The following is a 17,811-nucleotide window of genomic DNA, read 5'->3' on the forward strand; positions in this document are numbered from 1 at the left end:
TTTTTTATGGTTGGTTGCCAAAGGTGCCATTTGCCTTTTGCCTGGGCGGGGTAGGGTGGCGATTTAGGCGGTGTGTTACCCGCCCAGGGTGGCAAGGGCCGTACCATCAATCTCGTATTGCAGTGCGCCGGAATTACGTGCGCCCAAGCGCTCGTAGAAACGGCAGGCACCTTCATTGCGTAGCAAAACCGACCACCAGATCGAAACATAGTCATTTTGTCCGGCATAATGTGCCAGGGCTGATACCAGCTTTTCCCCAACCTTTTGACCCCGCATGTCAGGCGTTACATAAAGCTCTGACATCCATAGGCCGGGTTTTGAATAATCCGGGTTGTAAAAGGGCTGAAAAACCACTTGTCCAGCAGCCCTGTTGCCTGCCCAGGCAATCAGGCTTTTGATCATGGCATTGGGGCCAAACATCATGGCGTGGATGCTGTTGGTGCTATGGGCCGGTTCGTCGCCGTCAAGCTCGATATGCAGCGCGTTGGAAAGAGCGACAACCTTGTCGCAGTCCTCCGGGGTGGCGGCCTTTATGATGATGTTGGGATTGTTCTTCATGATTTGGGGTTTTTCATCAGCCGCTTGGTTGTGGCTGTTATTCAGACACAAAAAAACGGCCCGAGACGATCGGGCCGTTCCATAACCGAATGATCAGCGTGATCAGACGAACTCGACCTTCAGGATTTCATAGGCCTTGGTCCCACCGGGAACGGTGACTTCCACGGAATCGCCAACCGCTTTGCCAATAAGTGCGCGGCCAATCGGGGAGGTGGTGGAAATCCGGCCTTTGTTGATGTCGGCTTCGATCGGACCGACAATCTGATAGGTGGTTTCTTCGTCTGTATCTTCGTCGACAAGCTCGACGGTTGCGCCGAATTTAACGACATTTCCCGCCAAAGAGGGAACGTCGATGACTTCGGCGCGGCTCAGAACATCTTCAAGCTCGGCAATGCGTCCTTCAGAAAAGCTCTGGCGTTCGCGTGCCGCATGATATTCGGCATTTTCCGACAAATCACCATGTTCACGCGCATCGGCAATCGCCTTGATGATCTCAGGGCGTTCAACCGATTTACGGTGTCTCAGTTCTTCTTCGAGGCGCTGATGCCCTTGCGGGGTCATTGGTACTTTTTCCATCGCGCTCACAGCCTATTCGTTACAAGTCGACATTACAAAATCAACCGCCCGGCCTGGACCGCCGGGCGGTTTAAACTCGTTTACTTCTGGTTACGGTAAAAGCCGTTAACCTTAGTAGTCATCCCCAAGATATGCCTGAACGGGCTGCACTTCAAGCGCCCCGCGTTTCAGGTTGTCGATCGCCCGCAAGGTTGCACGGGCGCCGGCAATGGTTGTGTAGTAGGGGATATCGTTGGTCAGCGCCGTGCGACGGATCGAGAAACTATCGACCACAGCCTGTTTGCTTTCCGTGGTGTTAAACACCAGGTTGATATCGCCGTTCTTCATCATATCCACAATATGGGGACGACCTTCCTGTACCTTATTGACCGGGGTAACGTCCAGCCCTTCTTTTTTAAGGGTCTCGGCAGTACCTCGGGTTGCAACAATCGAGAAGCCAAGGGCGATGGCATCGCGGGCCAGTTCGATGGCAGCAGGTTTGTCGTAATTCTTGACCGAAATGAAGATCTTGCCTTCACGCGGCAGTTTTTGGCCGGCCGCCATTTGTGCCTTGGCAAAGGCGCGGCCAAAGTCGGTATCAAGGCCCATAACCTCGCCAGTAGAGCGCATTTCCGGGCCCAACAGCGTGTCAACGCCCGGGAAACGGTTAAAGGGCAGAACGGCTTCCTTGACTGCAATATGCTTGAACGGGCCGTGATTGATCTTGAAGTCGGCAAGCTTTTCACCGGCCATGACCCGGGCGCCGATTTTGGCAATCGGGTTGCCGGTGGCCTTGGCAACAAAAGGTACCGTCCGCGACGCACGCGGATTGACTTCTATGAGGTAGATCACATCGCCCTTGATGGCATATTGCACATTCATCAGGCCAACCACATTCAGCGCCTTGGCAAGCTGAATGGTCTGTGCCTTCAGGCGGTCAATCATGTCCTGGCCCAGTGAATAGGGCGGCAGGGAGCAGGCCGAGTCACCGGAGTGAACACCGGCTTCCTCGATATGCTGCATGATCCCGGCGACAAAGACATTTTCGCCGTCCGATACCGCATCGGCATCAATTTCGATGGCATCCTGCAGGAAGCTGTCGATCAGAACAGGACTTTTGCCTGAAACCTGCACGGCCTCGGCCATATAGCGCAGCAGATCTTCGGTGGTGTGGACAATTTCCATTGCCCGGCCGCCCAGAACATAGCTGGGACGGATCACAACCGGGTAGCCAATGCCTTCGGCAATGGCAACGGCCTGGTCAACCGAACGTGCAATACCATTGGCGGGCTGTTTGAGGCCCAGCTTGTTGATCAGTTCCTGGAACCGGTCACGGTCCTCGGCAAGGTCAATGCTGTCCGGGCTGGTGCCCAGGATCGGAATGCCTGCTGTTTCCAGGGCTGCCGAAAGTTTCAGCGGGGTTTGGCCGCCATATTGCACGATCACGCCCAGAAGTTCGCCATTGGACTGTTCAAGCTGGCACAGCTCGATCACGTCTTCGGCGGTCAGCGGTTCAAAATACAGGCGGTCCGAGGTGTCATAGTCGGTTGAAACCGTTTCCGGGTTGCAGTTGACCATGATCGCTTCGATGCCAACTTCCCGCAGCGCATAGGCCGCATGCACACAGCAGTAATCGAACTCGATGCCCTGACCAATCCGGTTTGGGCCGCCGCCCAAAATGATCACCTTTTTGCGGTCGGTGACTTCGGCTTCGTTTTCCGGTTCGTTGAAATTGTCACCCTCGTAGATTGAGTACATATAGGAGGTACGTGAGGGGAATTCCGCCGCACAGGTATCAATGCGTTTGTAAACCGGGCGCAGGCCCAGGCCCTGACGAATCGCACGGACGTCGTCTTCTTCCTTGCCGGTCAGTTCGGCCAGGCGCGCATCCGAGAAGCCGAGTTTCTTGAGGCGCAGCAATTCGTTTTTGCTTTCCGGCAGGCCGTTTGCGCGAATTTTTTCTTCTTCATTCACCAGCATTTCAAGCTGGCGCAGATACCAGGGGTCAAACTTGGTTGCCGACTGGATTTCTTCGAGTGTCATGCCATGACGGAACGCCTGGGCCGCATAAAGAATGCGGAACGGAATGGGCTGGGTCAGCTTGGCGCGAATGGCGGCTTTGTCTGGTGCGCCTTCGATTTTCACTTCGTTCAGGCCGGTCAGGCCGGTTTCCATCGACCGCAGGCCTTTTTGCAGGCTTTCGGCAAAGCTGCCACCAATCGACATGGCTTCACCCACCGATTTCATCGCGGTGCCCAAAAGCGCCTGTGCGCCGGGGAATTTTTCAAAGGTGAAACGCGGGATCTTGGTGACGACATAGTCAATGGTCGGCTCGAACGAGGCTGGGGTCACGCCGGTAATGTCGTTATCAAGTTCGTCCAGCGTATAGCCAACCGCCAGCTTGGCTGCGATTTTGGCAATCGGGAAGCCGGTTGCCTTCGAGGCCAGCGCGGATGAGCGCGACACACGCGGGTTCATTTCAATGACGATCAGGCGGCCATCGTCCGGGTTCACGGCGAACTGTACGTTTGACCCGCCGGTATCAACGCCAATTTCGCGCAGAACCGCCAGGGAGGCGTCACGCATGATCTGGTATTCTTTGTCGGTCAGCGTCAGGGCCGGGGCGACGGTGATTGAATCGCCTGTGTGAATGCCCATCGGATCGACGTTTTCGATCGAACAGATGATGATGCAGTTATCCGCATGGTCGCGAACAACTTCCATTTCATATTCTTTCCAGCCCAGAATAGATTCTTCGATCAGCACTTCGTGGCTGGGCGAAATGGCGAGGCCGTTGCGAACAATCTGTTCAAATTCTTCGCGGTTATAGGCAATCCCGCCGCCTTCACCACCCAGGGTGTAGCTGGGGCGGATAATGGCCGGAAGGCCGGTATGTTCAACGGCTTCGACGGCTTCTTCAAAGGTGCGGACCAGGGCGGAACGCGCGCTTTCCAGGCCGATTTTGTCCATCGCATCGCGGAACAAAAGCCGGTCTTCGGCTTTGCGGATCACGTCTTTTTTCGCGCCGATCATTTCAACGCCGTATTTGTCCAGCGTGCCATCATCGGAAAGTTTAAGCGCCGTGTTGAGTGCCGTCTGGCCGCCCATTGTCGGCAGCAGCACATCGGGGCGTTCCTTTTCAATGATCTTGGCGACCATTTCCGGGGTGATCGGTTCGATATAGGTGGCATCTGCCAGGTTCGGGTCGGTCATGATGGTCGCAGGGTTGGAGTTGACCAGAATGACACGATAACCTTCTTCCTTGAGCGCCTTGCAGGCCTGTGCCCCGGAATAGTCAAACTCGCAAGCCTGGCCGATCACAATCGGGCCGGCACCGATGATAAGAATTGATTTGATGTCTGTACGTTTCGGCATGTCTTTTTCCGCTTTTGGCGTTGCGGCCGCGCCTGGCGCGGGCCGCATCATGAATGTCCGTTAGGTCGCTGTTGTCAGCAATGATCAGGATTTCGCGTCTTCAATCAGACTGACGAAACGTTTGAACAAATAGTGGCTGTCATGCGGGCCGGGGGATGCTTCGGGGTGGTACTGCACCGCAAAGGCAGGCTTGTCTTCTACGCGCAGACCGGCAAGCGATCCGTCAAACAGCGAAAAGTGCGTGGCTTCGACATTGTCGGGCAGGGTGTCCTTGTCAACAACAAAGCCGTGATTCTGGCTGGTGATTTCAACCACACCGGTCGTGGTATCTTTGACCGGATGGTTGGCGCCACGATGGCCGACTTCCATTTTTTTGGTTTTGGCCCCAAGGGCCAGTGCCATCATTTGATGACCCAGGCAAATGCCAAACACCGGCTTGCCACTATCGATCAGCTTTTTGATGGTCGGCACGGCATATTCGCCGGTGGCCGCCGGGTCGCCCGGGCCGTTGGACAGGAAAATGCCATCCGGGTTCATCGCCAGAATTTCATCGGCCCCGGTTGTGGCCGGCACAACCGAAACCTTGCAATCCTGGGAGGCCAGGTTGCGCAGAATGTTGCGTTTGATCCCGTAATCGATGGCGACGACATGGTGTTTGGCATTGCCAAGCTTGCCATACCCGCCGGTGCGCGACCACAGGGTGTCTTCCCATTCATAGCCTTCAGTGCAGCTGTTTTCCTTGGCAAGGTCCATGCCCTCAAGACCGGGCCAGAGATTGGCCTTGGCAATCAGGGCGTCCACGTCAAAGGTGCCATCCGGGTTGTGGCAGATCACCCCATTGGGCGCGCCTTCGTTACGAATGCGTTTGGTCAGGCGGCGTGTATCGACCCCGCTAATGCCGACACGGCCATTATTGGCCAGCCAGTCATTGAAATGGCCACTTGCGCGGTAATTTGACGGCTCGGTAATGTCCTGGCGCAGGATGCAGCCAAGGGCGACCGGACTGGCATTTTCGATGTCTTCGTCGTTGACGCCGACATTGCCGATATGCGGGAAGGTGAAGGTGATCATCTGACCGGCATAGGAAGGATCGGTCATGATCTCCTGATAACCGGTGATCGAGGTGTTGAAGCAAACTTCACCAACTACCTCGCCTCGGGCGCCGATACCGCGTCCCCAGAAAACTGAACCATCGGCAAGAACCAGAACGGCAGTGGCACCAGGAGGCGGGGTGTGCGTGGGCGCTGACATTGGCGAATGTCCTTTCGATCTATCCACGGTGAGACACGGAGTCTTTGTATAGTATATAAACTTACCGGCAAGCCGATAAAAACAGCCCTGACTACCATCATGGCAGCCATGCAGATACGCGAAAAAACCCAGCATAAAAGTGCTGCAACCAAAAAGGCATCGGCATTTTATACTGCAGGCGAAATCGGCTTGTATCCCGTCGGGCAAATTGGCGGATGTCTACGGGAAGGATATGGTGCTGTCAAGAAGCGATCAAAACTTTTATTTATCTTTTGTTATCAGTGTTTTAGTGTGGGATGTTTTCTTTGCGCTAACTGTACTTTTGGGGTATGTTCACTCCTTTCTTCCACAGAATCAGAGATACGCCATGCTGCGAGCGCAGCTCACTGAGGCTTTGAAAAAAGCTGTCCTGTCAAAAGACTCCGTTTCGGTTACAACAATCCGCCTTATTCTCGCTGCCTTGAAAGAGCGCGATATTGCCGCACGCGGCGAAGGCAACACCGATGGTATTTCGGACGCCGAAATTCAGAGCCTGCTGATGTCGATGGTCAAGCAGCGCCGCGAAAGCATCGAGATGTATACCAAGGGCAACCGGCCGGAACTGGCCGCCCAGGAAGCATCCGAGATTGATGTGATCGAACGGTTCCTGCCGCGCCAGATGGATGATTCGGAAATTGAAGTTGCCGTCAAGGAAACGGTTTCCGACATGGGGGCGACCTGCCTGAAGGATATGGGCCGCACGATGGCCACCCTTCGCGAAAAATATAATGGCTGTATGGATTTTGGCAAAGCCGGTGTGGTCGCCAAAAGACTGCTGGGTTAACCAAACAGCCTTTCGACATGCGATGACGAGCCGGATGCCTTGCGTCCGGCTTTTCTCATGCTTAAACTTTACGATTGATCGCAATCTTTTTCTTTTGGCTGTAACCTTTCACGGATGGGCACGGTATGAGCTTTCCCCAGTCGTTTCTTGACGATCTGCGGGCGCGCGTTGGTCTGGCAGATATTGTCGGGTCATCGGTGAAGCTGATTAAACGCGGCCGGGAATATTCCGGTCTGTGCCCGTTTCATAACGAAAAATCCCCTTCCTTTACCGTGAACGAGCAAAAGGGTTTTTATCACTGCTTTGGCTGTGGCGCGCATGGCGATGTCATCAGTTTTGTGATGAATACCAGGGGGCTTACCTTCGTCGAGGCGGTTGAAGTTCTGGCCAACCAGGTGGGCATGGATGTGCCCAAACCCTCCCGCGAGGCCCAGGAACGCGAGAAAAAGGCCAAAACCCTTTATGAGGTGATGGAAGCCGCCTGCGTTTTTTTTGAACGCAATCTGCGCATGCCCGAAGGGCGCGAGGGGCTGGATTATTTCCATCGGCGCGGGCTGGATGACAAAACCATCCATGATTTCCGCCTTGGCTATGCGCCGGATAATCGGGGGGCGTTAAAGGCCGCGCTTAAGCGCGAGGATATTGACGAACGCACCATGATCGAGGCCGGGCTTTTGATTGAGCCCGAAGATCAAAACCGGCAAAGCTATGACCGGTTTCGCGGCCGGGTGATGTTTCCGATCCTGGATCGCCGGGGTCGGGTCGTGGCGTTTGGTGGCCGTGTGATGGGCGATGCCAAGCCAAAATATTTGAATAGCCCTGATACACCTTTGTTTCATAAGGGCCAGTTGCTTTATGGCCTGCCCCAGGCACGCGAGGCATCGCAGCATGGCGCGGAAATTATTGTCACCGAAGGCTATATGGATGTGATTGCCCTGCATCGGGCGGGGTATCGCGGGGCGGTGGCACCATTGGGCACCGCGGTGACAGAAGAACAGATTGGCGAGCTTTGGAAAATGACCAACGAGCCGATCCTGTGCCTGGACGGTGATGCGGCGGGCAAACGGGCCGCCGTGCGCGCCGCCGAGCGGGCCCTGCCGATTTTGCGCCCGGGAAAATCATTGCTGTTTTCCATCCTGCCCGAGGGGGAGGACCCCGATAGCCTGATTCAGGGCGGGGATGGCATGACGCGGTTTCGTAAAATCCTTGATCAGGCGGTGCCCCTTGCCGAACTGGTCTGGCGGCTTGATACTGCCGGGAAACCGATTGATACGCCAGAGCGCCGGGCGGCCCTTGAGGCCGCAATTGGCGCACGCATTGCCGTGATTGGTGATGAATCGGTGCGGCATCAATATCAGTCGATGTTCCGCGACCGGACTTTTAAAATGTTTCGCGGGACTCGGGATAATGCGCCGCGACCGCAGCGGGGTGGAAATAAAAAATCCGCCAGCTATGGCAAACGCGGAAATAAAAACTATGTTTGGGAACCAGCCGGTAAAGCAGTACCGGGAATGGCACGGCCAGCAACGGGCAATCGCCGCCTGGTGATGGATCGTATCCTGGTTGCAACCCTGATCAACCATCCGGCACTGCTTGATCATATCGGCGAACGGCTCGGAGTTTACGTTTGTATTGACTCCGATCTTGACATTCTGCGGCGTGCAGTCTTAAAGCTGCTTGATGGTGATCCTGGACTTGACTCTGAAACACTTAAGGGCCACTTGAAGCGCGACGGGCTGTCGGAAACAGTCTTGCGGGCGGTTGAGAGCGACGTTATGGCTCATGCCGCTTTCGCCAGGCCCGAAACGCCGCTTACTAGGGCCCTAGCGGGTTGGGAACAGGTTTTTTCGATGGCTGTAAGCTCCCTGGCGGACGAAGAGGCGAAATATGCCGTCCGACAGTTGGCAGCAGATGTCAGCGATGAGGAATGGGAAAGATTTTCGCATCGACGCGATGATCTGGCCCGACGCCGGGAAAATGTGTTCAAGCTCGACGACTGATCATTGCGATTTTGCAGGATCAGTGATCGGGCTATTTGTGATTTGCGTTGCCTTGGGCAGCGTGCGGGATAACGTGGCGCGATTGTGCCAAAGCGGGAAACGGGGAATAGATGTCGTCTAAGACTTCGAGCGCCGAAGAGAAAAAAAACTCTTCTGATAACGCAGACGGACCTCTTCTCGATACTTATAAAACAGCGATCAAGAAGCTGATTGCCAAGGGCAAAGAGCAGGGGCACATCACTGTTGACGAGCTCAATGCTGCCCTGCCGTCAGAGCATTTTTCCTCTGAACAGATCGAAGACGTGATGACCAATCTCAACGAGATGGGCATCAATGTTGTCGAGAATGAAGACGGGGATGACAGCGACTCGCCTGATGACGAGAAGGATGCTGACGCCAAAGGCAATATTTCCGAAGATGATGTGGGCCGAACCGATGACCCGGTTCGCATGTATCTGCGGGAAATGGGTAGTGTCGAGTTGCTTTCGCGCGAAGGCGAAATTGCCATTGCCAAGCGTATCGAGGCTGGCCGCGAAATGATGATTGGCGGGATTTGCGAAAGCCCGCTGACCATTCAGGCTATTGTTAACTGGCACGACCAGTTGCAGGAAGGCAAGCTTCTGCTTCGTGACGTGATCGACCTTGAAACCACCTATGGCGGGGGCCCGGATGCGGCCGCGATTGGTGAAGAGGTTGAGGGCGAAGGCGAAGAGGATGATGTCGAAGCCGTATTCTCGCCGCTTGAATCGTCTGATGATGAAGACGAAGAAGACGAGAAGGAAGTTGAATCCCCCGAGCAGCCCTTGTCGGCCACTCCGGCGCGCGAACGTAAGGTTGCCGCCGGTGACGATGATGACGACGAGGAAGATAAGGATAAAGACGGGGAAGACGACGAGGACGGTGAAGGCCGTTCTGGCGACGATGATGATGACGAAGATGACGAGAACGAACAGGTCAACGTTTCTCTTTCCAAAATGGAAGAGGAACTGACCGAGCAGGTTCTTGAAAAATTCGAGAAAATCGCCAAGACCTATGAGAAGCTGCACAAGGCACAGGAACAGCGCCTGGCCGCGATGAACAAGGGTGAGTCGGTTCCGGCGGCGACTGAAAAGCGCTATGGCAAGCTCAAGCAGGAAATGGTTGATCTGATGGAAGATGTTCATTTGAACAACTTCCGTATTGAAGAACTGCTGGACCATTTGACCGGGTTGAACAACCGTCTTTTGGGCCTGGAAGGCAAGCTTTTGCGCTTTGCCGACCGCTGCAAGATCAAACGTCCGGATTTCATCAAACAGTATCAGGGCAACGAGCTTGATCCGAACTGGATGGAACGTGTTGGTGCGCTTTCCGGCAAGGGCTGGAAGCTGTTTATCGAACGTTACCCCGATGAAATCGCCCAGCTCCGCGAGGGGATTGGCGGCGTTTCCGCTGAAGTCGGTTTGCCGATTGGCGAATTCCGCCGTGTTTATGGTGTCGTCAATAAAGGCGAACGCGAAGCGGCACGCGCGAAAAAGGAAATGATCGAGGCCAATCTGCGTCTCGTGATTTCGATTGCCAAAAAATATACCAACCGTGGTTTGCAGTTCCTCGATCTTATTCAGGAAGGCAATATCGGCCTGATGAAGGCTGTCGATAAGTTTGAATATCGCCGTGGTTACAAATTCTCGACCTATGCGACCTGGTGGATTCGTCAGGCGATAACCCGTTCCATCGCCGACCAGGCCCGGACCATTCGTATTCCGGTCCATATGATCGAAACCATCAACAAGCTGGTCCGCACCTCGCGTCAGATGCTTCATGAAATCGGCCGCGAGCCGACCCCGGAAGAACTGGCCGAAAAACTGCAAATGCCGTTGGAAAAAGTGCGCAAGGTTCTCAAGATCGCCAAGGAACCAATCTCTCTTGAAACCCCGATCGGGGACGAGGAAGACAGCCATCTTGGCGACTTTATCGAGGATAAAAACGCCGTTCAGCCACTTGATGCGGCGATTCAGGCTAACCTGCGTGAAACCACCACCCGGGTTCTGGCATCGCTCACCCCGCGTGAAGAACGTGTTTTGCGCATGCGTTTTGGTATTGGCATGAATACCGACCATACGCTTGAGGAAGTCGGTCAGCAGTTCTCGGTGACACGCGAACGTATTCGCCAGATCGAAGCCAAGGCGCTGCGCAAGCTTAAACATCCGTCACGTTCGCGCAAGTTGCGGTCGTTCCTGGATTATTAAAGCAGAAACACGGCGATACAGGCTTGACCTTTGCGCCAAAATCGCTAGTTTTCGGGACCGCACCTTAAGGGTGCGGTCCTTTTTCTTTGCCCGGACTTTTGTCTTGGGGGCCCGTAGCTCAATTGGTTAGAGCCGACCGCTCATAACGGTCTGGTTGGGGGTTCAAGTCCCTCCGGGCCTACCATTTTTCTAAATTATCATTATTTATCAATTTGTTATGGTAAGTTTTCCCCACAAAAATAAGGGCCGTGGGGAAAAGTCCTTTGATTGTGCTGGAAAACTTCTCTTCGATGCTGTCGATCAAGCCCGTTCATTCAGAGTGATATGAACCGCTAAATTGGTGCGGTCCTTTCCAATGCTTAGATAAAAGTTTTGCGATTTCTATATAATAGCGATCCATCTGTTGATTGTAGGAAGACCATAACGAGGCTGTAAAGAATCGTGGAACTTTGATCTGTTCCGCGTAAAGAGGGCAGGGATAGCGAGCCCAGCTATTTAGTCCTTCTTCAAAGACCTCAAGCAGGCCAATTCCTTTTTTTCTCCAAGGTAAAAGGAGAGATTTTTGCGACAATTTTGTCAACGAATGGTCTTTGAGTGCTTTGTTCAACTGCCCGTTAGCGATCCAATTTGGATTCTCGTAAACCAGAAATGATTTAATAACGTTTTCAATCGCAAATCCGGCCAGCAAAAAAGCAGTACGGTTCGCTGTGTCTGTTGCCTGGTGCGTATTACTATCGACATCCGTCTCGACTATGAAAGTGCGTCCCTTTTGACGGAAGATTGTGTTTGCTTGCAAATGCAGTTCTTGTGACATTAATAACCATGAATGAGGGACAGCCATTTTTTCAAACTCAGTGATTAACTTCTGTGATTTAGTCATTGGTGGCCTCAAGGTTTTTAAAGTTGCTGAATTGTTTTTCACCAGTCCATAGACGTCAATTTGCTCATTGCTGACTGCGCCAGCTTTTTGCGGTTGGCGGCCCTGGTATAAATTTCCGATGTTTTTGCTTCGCTGTGGCCGTGAATGCTCATGATCTCATAGGTCGTGCAGCCTTCCTCGGCCAGCAATGTGCCGGCCGCCTTGCGGATGCCATGACTGGAAAGATGGCCAAGGCCAGCTTCCTCACACCATTTTTTGAAGCGATTCCTTAACCCCTCGGCAGACCGAAACGGTTTGCCGTATTCTGTCATCAAATAGGCCTCGTTATCGGCGTTAATAGCCCGGGTGGCTTTGTATAAAGGCGGCAGCATCGGGATTTCGACAAAGGCCGATCCCTTTTTCTTCGGCTGCCAGCCGATCCATGTTTGCCCCTGAATTTCAATTTCGTTGCCTGGCCCCAGGCGATAGGCATCGCTAATCCGGCAGGCGGTAAACATAAACAGGGTGAGGCACAAATGCGCCGGCGTACCAGGTAGGTGAACTTTCCGATATTGCTGCAGGTCAGCAACCGTCCAGGGCGTGGCCCCGGTGCTGTTCAGGCGCGGTGCCGAAACATCCCGGGCCAGGTGATGTTCGGTCAGGCCAATTTCAAATGCCCAGCGGTAAAGGGCGCGGATCGCCTTTACCATGTTGGCCGCTTTTCCCGGTGTCGCCATCATGCTGTTGCGAATACGGATCATCTGGCTTTGGGGCATGTGCAGGGTAAAGCTGCCAAACCGGTCCCCGTTCTCCGCTGTCATGGCGGTAAGCTCTTTCAGTAGGCTGCGCCGCTGCATCAATGTCAGGTTTGATGCCTGGCCGTTATCCACCATTTCCGAAAGATGCTCCAGATACCGGGCGACCAGCCAATCAAGCGATCCCTTGATCGTTCGTTCGACCGCTGTGCTTTCAGGTGGCAACTGGATGCCAGCACGCGCTGCGTGGTAGTGCTCCAGAAATTGCGGATGATCCGGCGCGACATGGAGGCGAATTTTCTTGCGCTTGCCCTCGGCCAATACGCGATAGCGCACATTGCCAGAAGGCAGCTTTTCTTTCCAAAGGCCCGGCAGCTTTAATTTCATGGTGCTTCCTTCGGCCATTCTTTCAGGGCCGGTGCATCCTGAATGCGGATTTCTTCAATTTCACCAAACCGAACGCTCACGCTATCGCCTGAAACAACAACTTCTGAAACCTGTAGCCCGCATTCCTTGGCCGCCTGTATCGCCCTGCGAACAGCAGCCTGGGTAACGGTTGCTTTTTTACTCATGACTGTGCTCCCTGTTTTTTAATGGCTTCCTCTATGGCGATTTCGAGTGGGGTAGGTGGCAGTGGCGTATTTCCGTTTTGCTGTTTGAAGACCGTGCTGCAAAGGGGGCATACACCGTGATCAACTTCGATCGCGCTAGGATCAGTTGCTAACGGGCAGGGGGAGAAAATCGGGCAACTTGTCATCTTGTTGCTCCTTCCCATTTTTTTATGCCTTGGTTAAGCTGGAAATAAATTTGGGGGGCGACATGAAAAATACGATTTTGGCGTTGGTGATCGCTATCGGGCTTGTTTGTTTGTTTTTTGTTGGGGCGGCAGCGGGCTTTGATGCTGCACATCAAGATGCTTGGAAATTGTTCAGTGACAGTACATTTCGTATTCAGTGGGAGGTTTTGCTCACAGGCATTGTTGCAATTGCTGGTGCGATGTGGGCCTACCGTGGGGCGACTTACGACATTCGCCATAAAACTGCGGTATCGGCAGCGGGATATTTGCAGGATTGTTTTGAGGTACACCAGTTGCTTGAAGCTATTGATCCGGCAACGAAAATGGGGCGCGAGATTCAGCGATTGTACGAGAATGGCGATGTTAAACTGGTTAAGCGGGTGGCAAACGATGCGTTTGAGGCAATGCCAAAGCTCCCAGCAGATCTCGCTACAAAGAAGAATATCGATATGTACAGAAAAGCACGCAGTCAGGTGCTTTTGCTTTCGACTTTGGATAAGCCCCGAGAGGGGGTGTTGAAAAAGGCTCGAGGTGAAATTCAGCGATTTATTAACGTAATGGAAAATTATGCCGATGAAGTTTGATCGGCTCAGTTGACTACAATCTAAATTCATCACTTCCCCTCCCTGTTGAATATCCAGCATTTGACGGTTTTGTTTGGAAAGGCCTTGTTGTGGCTGCGCACCGCCTTGATTTCTCGGAAGCTGCGTGAGCGGGATTGGCGCAGCAGCTTTTTTAAGTCTTGCAGAGGCGGGATTTGCTGATTGTTGTGATGCGCGACTGACTGCATGTGGTTGAGATTAATCGCGATGGTGTTTTCAAGGTTCATCGCGTGGTTCAGCTTTTCATCGCCCAGGAAGTCATAAGCCTCCCAAAATTCCTCGATCGCCGGGTGATCGGCGGAAATGGCCCTTTGCCGGTTAACAGCGGCAAGTTTTAATTCGTCTATTGCGTCTTCGTGCCATGCCTTGGGCATGTTGGTCAGTTCGGCCAATGCTTCGACCAGGCTGATCAGTTGGGCGTGGTTTTTGGCGATACGGTTTGACCGGATATCGGGGAAACGCATTAATTCGGTTTCCCAATGAGCGGTGCGATTAAAAACCGCGTCCAATATCTGTTTTTCCCGGGTGACAGCCTTGATCAGGAAAAAGCTGGCATTCTCCACCGGCATGGCGGCAAGTGCGTCAGCGGCGATTTTAGATGCCGGTGTGTGGCCGCTGGTATCGAAATGGGTGTGAATGATGCGCTGCATGATGGCTTCGGACGCATTTACGGCGGCGTTCTGGCTGATCACAACTGATCCGCGAAAGGGTGGTTCACTGGTTTCGTTGCCACCATTTTTCACACCACGCGCCCGGCTGGCCCGCCCGTTATAGGCGGTTTTCAGTTCGTCCCAATCGAACTGCCTGGCCTTGGCGCTGTCTTCGCGGTCGCTTTCAATCAGGCAGATCGGCAGGTTTGAAACCTGTGAAAAAATACGTGCCCGGGCGGCAAGGGTGGATTTGTTGGGGTCAAAACCTTCGTAGTCAGACCGCCCGACCAGCTTCCATAAAAATTCGATCAGGGTGGATTTACCCGCCCCGGCTTCGCCCACAATTTCAAGGAACGGATAGGATTTTTGCTTTCCTCTGATCTGTTCGGCAAAGAGGCTGCCAAGAAAGAACGCGGTCGCGATCAAGCCTTTTGCGCCATAGGCCGAATAGACCATGCCGAGCCATTTATCGTCATAGTCGGTCGCATTGCCTATGTGGAGTTGCAGCGACTGGTTAAGGGACTTGATCGAGGTTTTGCCGACTTCAAAAAAGTCTTCGTCGTTGATTTCGATAACCTTGCCGGCCGCAACGGCCCGGTCATTGAAAACATAGATGCCGTGTTCCTTGGCATAACCAATGAAATCAGTCGTTTCGACGATCTTGATGTTGTCCAGGTAGTGTTTCACCAGCCAGTTAAGCTGCTGCGAATTGCCAGCATAAAGCGCACCCGGCGCGATCGAGAGAAGTCGCTTTTTAAATTCGCTGGCCGTTGCGACCTGGCCCCCGGAAAAAGTGTTTTTGATCGTATGCCGACCATGCGGAAATTCCACCCGGGTATAATACCAGCTATCGTCGGTTTGCTTGTCCTGTTGAAAATACAGGAATTTGAAGGTGCAGTTTGCAATCTCTTCCAGGCGTGATGCCTTGCGCACGGCTTCCGGTTCGGCTTCCTCGCGGCTCATGCCACGCTCTGCCGCCGATGTCATCTGTGCGTTGTAAACTTCGGCAATGACCGAAAACCAGTAGGTTCGGGTGTCGAACTCAACCGCGAAACTGCGGCTTTTGTGTCGTTCCCAGACCAGCAGGGCTTTTTCCATTGGGCTTTTGGCAAGGAACAAATCGCCATGAAACCGGTAGCGTTCAATGTCCCGGTCATTCAGGGCATTGGCAAGATGGGCGTCGTTCCAGTCTGTTTTTTTGCGATCCGCTTGCGGGATCAGCGCGGCCTTGTTGGTGAAGGTCAGATAGTTCTTATCGACATGAGCAATACATTTGCGAATGTGCCGTTTGCCCGCCGGGTCGTTATCCATCGCCCACACCAAGGTGAGCGATTTGCCCTTCAGCTTTTCCAGTTCCTTGTCGGGCACATTATAGGCCGACAGGATAGCGGCGGCCTTTTTGCCATGAACGGCAAGGGTGGCCGCATCGATGCAGCCCTCGACAATCCAAAGCTCGTCGCCATCCTCGATGGTTTGCCCGGGCGGCACCCACCACCGGCCCTTATACGGGGTGCTGCCAAAATTGGCGCGGCGGTCATCGACCTTTTTGGTTTTCGGGTCGGTAATACGGACGGTTTCAATCAACCGTTCCATGAAAATGTTTTCGCCGCGGCTGATGTCGAAAACCACGGTCGCGGTCTTGCGGTCGCCCCATGCGTGGTAAAATTCGCCCTGCCGATACCAGCCCTTTGTTTTGGCCGGGTTAAGCCCGCGCACAAAATCCATATAGCGGTCGGCGGTACGGTTTGGGTCTTCGGTGGTCGCCGGATAGCGTTCGTTGAATTTGCCAAACGCATCAGGATACAGGTCTTTGACATGGGCGGTGTGGCCGCATTTGTTTTCACGGCCACATTTAATCACCCACGGGCTGGATATTTTGACAAACATTTCACGCCGGTTACAGGCAGGGCAGCGCCCTTGCCGCAACCAGTCATGAACCTGTTTGAAGCCGTAATCACTTTTTAGGCGTGAAATGACTTCTTGCCTTACGTCGTCGGTCATTTCACGCATGTTGATCGCGCTCATTCTGCAGGGTGGTCAAAAGGCGCAGGGCGCGTTCTTTTTGCGGTGCAAGCCACGGATAAAGATCGACGGTTTTGTCGATGAAATGCCGGGGCGGCAAAGCAATGCCGCCCTCGATCACAAAATCAAGCAGGTAGCGCGCACATTGCTGCCCGTTATTCGGGTTACGCGCCAAACCGTGCAAAAGGGATTCCGCCGCGCCAAACGCTGCCCAGGTAAAGGCCGCGTTCGATATGTCTTGCCGGGTCATTCCTGAACTGGTCGGGGTCATGATTTGTCCCCTTCCAGCAGTTCGCCATATTCGTCGATAAAATCCTCGGCCCAGTGCGTGACCTGCACCCGGTATGCCTCGTGCGAAATGTCAGAACGCGGATAGGCGTTGAAGATGGACTGTGCCACTTCAATGCCTTCGTTCAGGGCGATGGAAAGTTCCGATATGCGATTGTCGCGACGTTCAATTTCTGAAACACAAATCGCGACCAGTGCCCAAGGTTCGGCCTGTTTCAGGTCCAGGCAAAGAACGCGGTTAACATCCGCCAGGGCCTTTTCGCTGGCTTTGTCCATATCAGTGCCCTCCCTTGATTTGAGAAAGCACATCAAGGCAGAAATCCAGACCGTGGCGGTATTTCGGTTCGTAAACCGCCGCCATGTTCAGAAAGGTTTCGGCGTCATTGCCCAACTGACCGATTTCGATGCAGTCAAGGATCAGTTCGATGGTTTTGCGGCAAGAAACGGCGGCACCGGCATATTCAAGCGCCTGATAGGCATATGTATCGGCGGCAAGGCGGCAGGCCTGGCTTACGACAGCCTGTGTGTTGTTAAACAGCATGTCATTTGCCCCCGTTGATTTGCGGCCAGTCGTTGGGGTGGCGCTGGTTTGTATCAACAGGGCCGTCAAGATCGGCGATGGTATTTTCAAGCGGGGGAGTGACCATAAGGCAGGCGGTGCAGGCCATGCGGGCAATGCCGGTGGCCTGTTCTTTGTGCCCAGCTTCAAGCAACAGCGCGATGCCCTCAAAGCTGTCATAGAACTGATTGAGCAGCATCGCTGCTTGCTCAACCGTTTCAAGCTGGTCAAAGGAGATAGATTTGTCGGTCATATCAAAAGCCCTCAGGATAGCGTTTCACAACACCACCATTGCGGCTTTCTACGACCGCGCTGGTGGCGGGAGGGTAGAAACCTGTCCTGAGGCAGGCGGGTTTATTCCCCTTTCGGGTCTTGTATTCACCGCCCTCCCGCCATAAGCGAGAATGTGCACCGGGACTCCGGGCACAAAAATAGCCGTAACTTACGTGACGGCTGGCCGTCAGGAACAGAGGGTTTCTACTCCCCCACGGCG

General features: G+C 53.8%; 16 protein-coding genes and 1 tRNA gene. 5 read left to right on the top strand and 12 right to left on the bottom strand.

The features are described from left to right. Positions 1 to 75: 75 nt before the first annotated feature. The 4 genes from LF95_RS14615 to carA all read right to left on the bottom strand — a co-directional run bounded on the left by LF95_RS14615 (position 76) and on the right by carA (position 5,739). The gene (locus LF95_RS14615; RefSeq protein WP_143182050.1) at positions 76 to 558 is read right to left on the bottom strand and encodes a GNAT family N-acetyltransferase; all 483 of its coding nucleotides are present in this window, start codon (positions 556 to 558) and stop codon (positions 76 to 78) included. Positions 559 to 660: 102 nt separating this feature from the next. Then, positions 661 to 1,134, bottom strand: coding sequence for a transcription elongation factor GreA (gene greA / locus LF95_RS14620; RefSeq protein ID WP_073955766.1), 474 nt, complete (start codon positions 1,132 to 1,134; stop codon positions 661 to 663). Between the two features lie 111 nt (positions 1,135 to 1,245). Then, positions 1,246 to 4,488, bottom strand: a complete 3,243-nt coding sequence (gene carB / locus LF95_RS14625; RefSeq protein ID WP_073956303.1) for a carbamoyl-phosphate synthase large subunit — start codon at positions 4,486 to 4,488, stop codon at positions 1,246 to 1,248. An 84-nt stretch (positions 4,489 to 4,572) separates the two neighbouring features. After that, entirely contained in the window at positions 4,573 to 5,739 is a 1,167-nt protein-coding gene (gene carA, locus LF95_RS14630) for a glutamine-hydrolyzing carbamoyl-phosphate synthase small subunit (protein ID WP_073955767.1), read from the bottom strand. 367 nt (positions 5,740 to 6,106) lie between these two features. On the opposite strand from carA, the gene LF95_RS14635 reads away from it, so the two are divergent. The 4 genes from LF95_RS14635 to LF95_RS14650 all read left to right on the top strand — a co-directional run bounded on the left by LF95_RS14635 (position 6,107) and on the right by LF95_RS14650 (position 10,971). Beyond that, positions 6,107 to 6,562 (top strand): GatB/YqeY domain-containing protein, encoded by a 456-nt coding sequence (locus tag LF95_RS14635; RefSeq protein WP_073955768.1) that lies wholly within the window; start codon positions 6,107 to 6,109, stop codon positions 6,560 to 6,562. A 125-nt stretch (positions 6,563 to 6,687) separates the two neighbouring features. After that, the gene (gene dnaG / locus LF95_RS14640) at positions 6,688 to 8,562 is read left to right on the top strand and encodes a DNA primase (protein ID WP_073955769.1); all 1,875 of its coding nucleotides are present in this window, start codon (positions 6,688 to 6,690) and stop codon (positions 8,560 to 8,562) included. A gap of 110 nt (positions 8,563 to 8,672) precedes the next feature. Beyond that, the gene (gene rpoD, locus LF95_RS14645; protein ID WP_073955770.1) at positions 8,673 to 10,787 is read left to right on the top strand and encodes an RNA polymerase sigma factor RpoD; all 2,115 of its coding nucleotides are present in this window, start codon (positions 8,673 to 8,675) and stop codon (positions 10,785 to 10,787) included. Between the two features lie 107 nt (positions 10,788 to 10,894). After that, a tRNA-Ile gene (locus tag LF95_RS14650) sits at positions 10,895 to 10,971 on the top strand. Between the two features lie 126 nt (positions 10,972 to 11,097). Here the strand turns inward: LF95_RS14650 and LF95_RS14655 are convergent. The 3 genes from LF95_RS14655 to LF95_RS14665 are packed head-to-tail and all read right to left on the bottom strand — an operon-like array spanning position 11,098 to position 12,973. Beyond that, entirely contained in the window at positions 11,098 to 11,667 is a 570-nt protein-coding gene (locus tag LF95_RS14655; protein ID WP_073955771.1) for a hypothetical protein, read from the bottom strand. Between the two features lie 38 nt (positions 11,668 to 11,705). Continuing rightward, a complete protein-coding gene (xerC, locus tag LF95_RS14660; RefSeq protein ID WP_083607699.1) occupies positions 11,706 to 12,788 on the bottom strand; it encodes a site-specific integrase in 1,083 nt (360 codons plus the stop codon). Then, entirely contained in the window at positions 12,785 to 12,973 is a 189-nt protein-coding gene (locus LF95_RS14665; RefSeq protein WP_073955772.1) for a hypothetical protein, read from the bottom strand. The genes xerC and LF95_RS14665 overlap by 4 nt, the downstream gene beginning before the upstream one ends. A 247-nt stretch (positions 12,974 to 13,220) precedes the next feature. On the opposite strand from LF95_RS14665, the gene LF95_RS14670 reads away from it, so the two are divergent. Next, positions 13,221 to 13,781, top strand: a complete 561-nt coding sequence (locus LF95_RS14670) for an aldehyde dehydrogenase (RefSeq protein WP_143182051.1) — start codon at positions 13,221 to 13,223, stop codon at positions 13,779 to 13,781. Between the two features lie 29 nt (positions 13,782 to 13,810). Here the strand turns inward: LF95_RS14670 and LF95_RS14675 are convergent, their stop codons facing one another. From LF95_RS14675 to LF95_RS14695, 5 genes are read right to left on the bottom strand one after another with little or no spacing between them, the layout of a single operon-like run. After that, positions 13,811 to 16,474: a toprim domain-containing protein gene (locus LF95_RS14675; protein WP_252509774.1), complete on the bottom strand. Its 2,664-nt coding sequence runs from the start codon at positions 16,472 to 16,474 to the stop codon at positions 13,811 to 13,813. Then, positions 16,452 to 16,742: a hypothetical protein gene (locus LF95_RS14680; RefSeq protein ID WP_073955774.1), complete on the bottom strand. Its 291-nt coding sequence runs from the start codon at positions 16,740 to 16,742 to the stop codon at positions 16,452 to 16,454. The genes LF95_RS14675 and LF95_RS14680 overlap by 23 nt, the downstream gene beginning before the upstream one ends. After that, complete coding sequence (locus tag LF95_RS14685; RefSeq protein ID WP_073955775.1) at positions 16,739 to 17,035, bottom strand: hypothetical protein; 297 nt, start codon at positions 17,033 to 17,035, stop codon at positions 16,739 to 16,741. The genes LF95_RS14680 and LF95_RS14685 overlap by 4 nt, the downstream gene beginning before the upstream one ends. Position 17,036: 1 nt before the next feature. Continuing rightward, complete coding sequence (locus LF95_RS14690) at positions 17,037 to 17,300, bottom strand: hypothetical protein (protein WP_073955776.1); 264 nt, start codon at positions 17,298 to 17,300, stop codon at positions 17,037 to 17,039. A gap of 1 nt (position 17,301) precedes the next feature. Further along, positions 17,302 to 17,571 carry a hypothetical protein gene (locus tag LF95_RS14695; RefSeq protein ID WP_073955777.1) on the bottom strand — a complete coding sequence of 90 codons (270 nt, stop codon included), beginning with the start codon at positions 17,569 to 17,571 and terminating at the stop codon, positions 17,302 to 17,304. Positions 17,572 to 17,811 lie beyond the last annotated feature (240 nt).

The organism is Thalassospira sp. TSL5-1, assembly GCF_001907695.1.
GTDB lineage: Bacteria > Pseudomonadota > Alphaproteobacteria > Rhodospirillales > Thalassospiraceae > Thalassospira.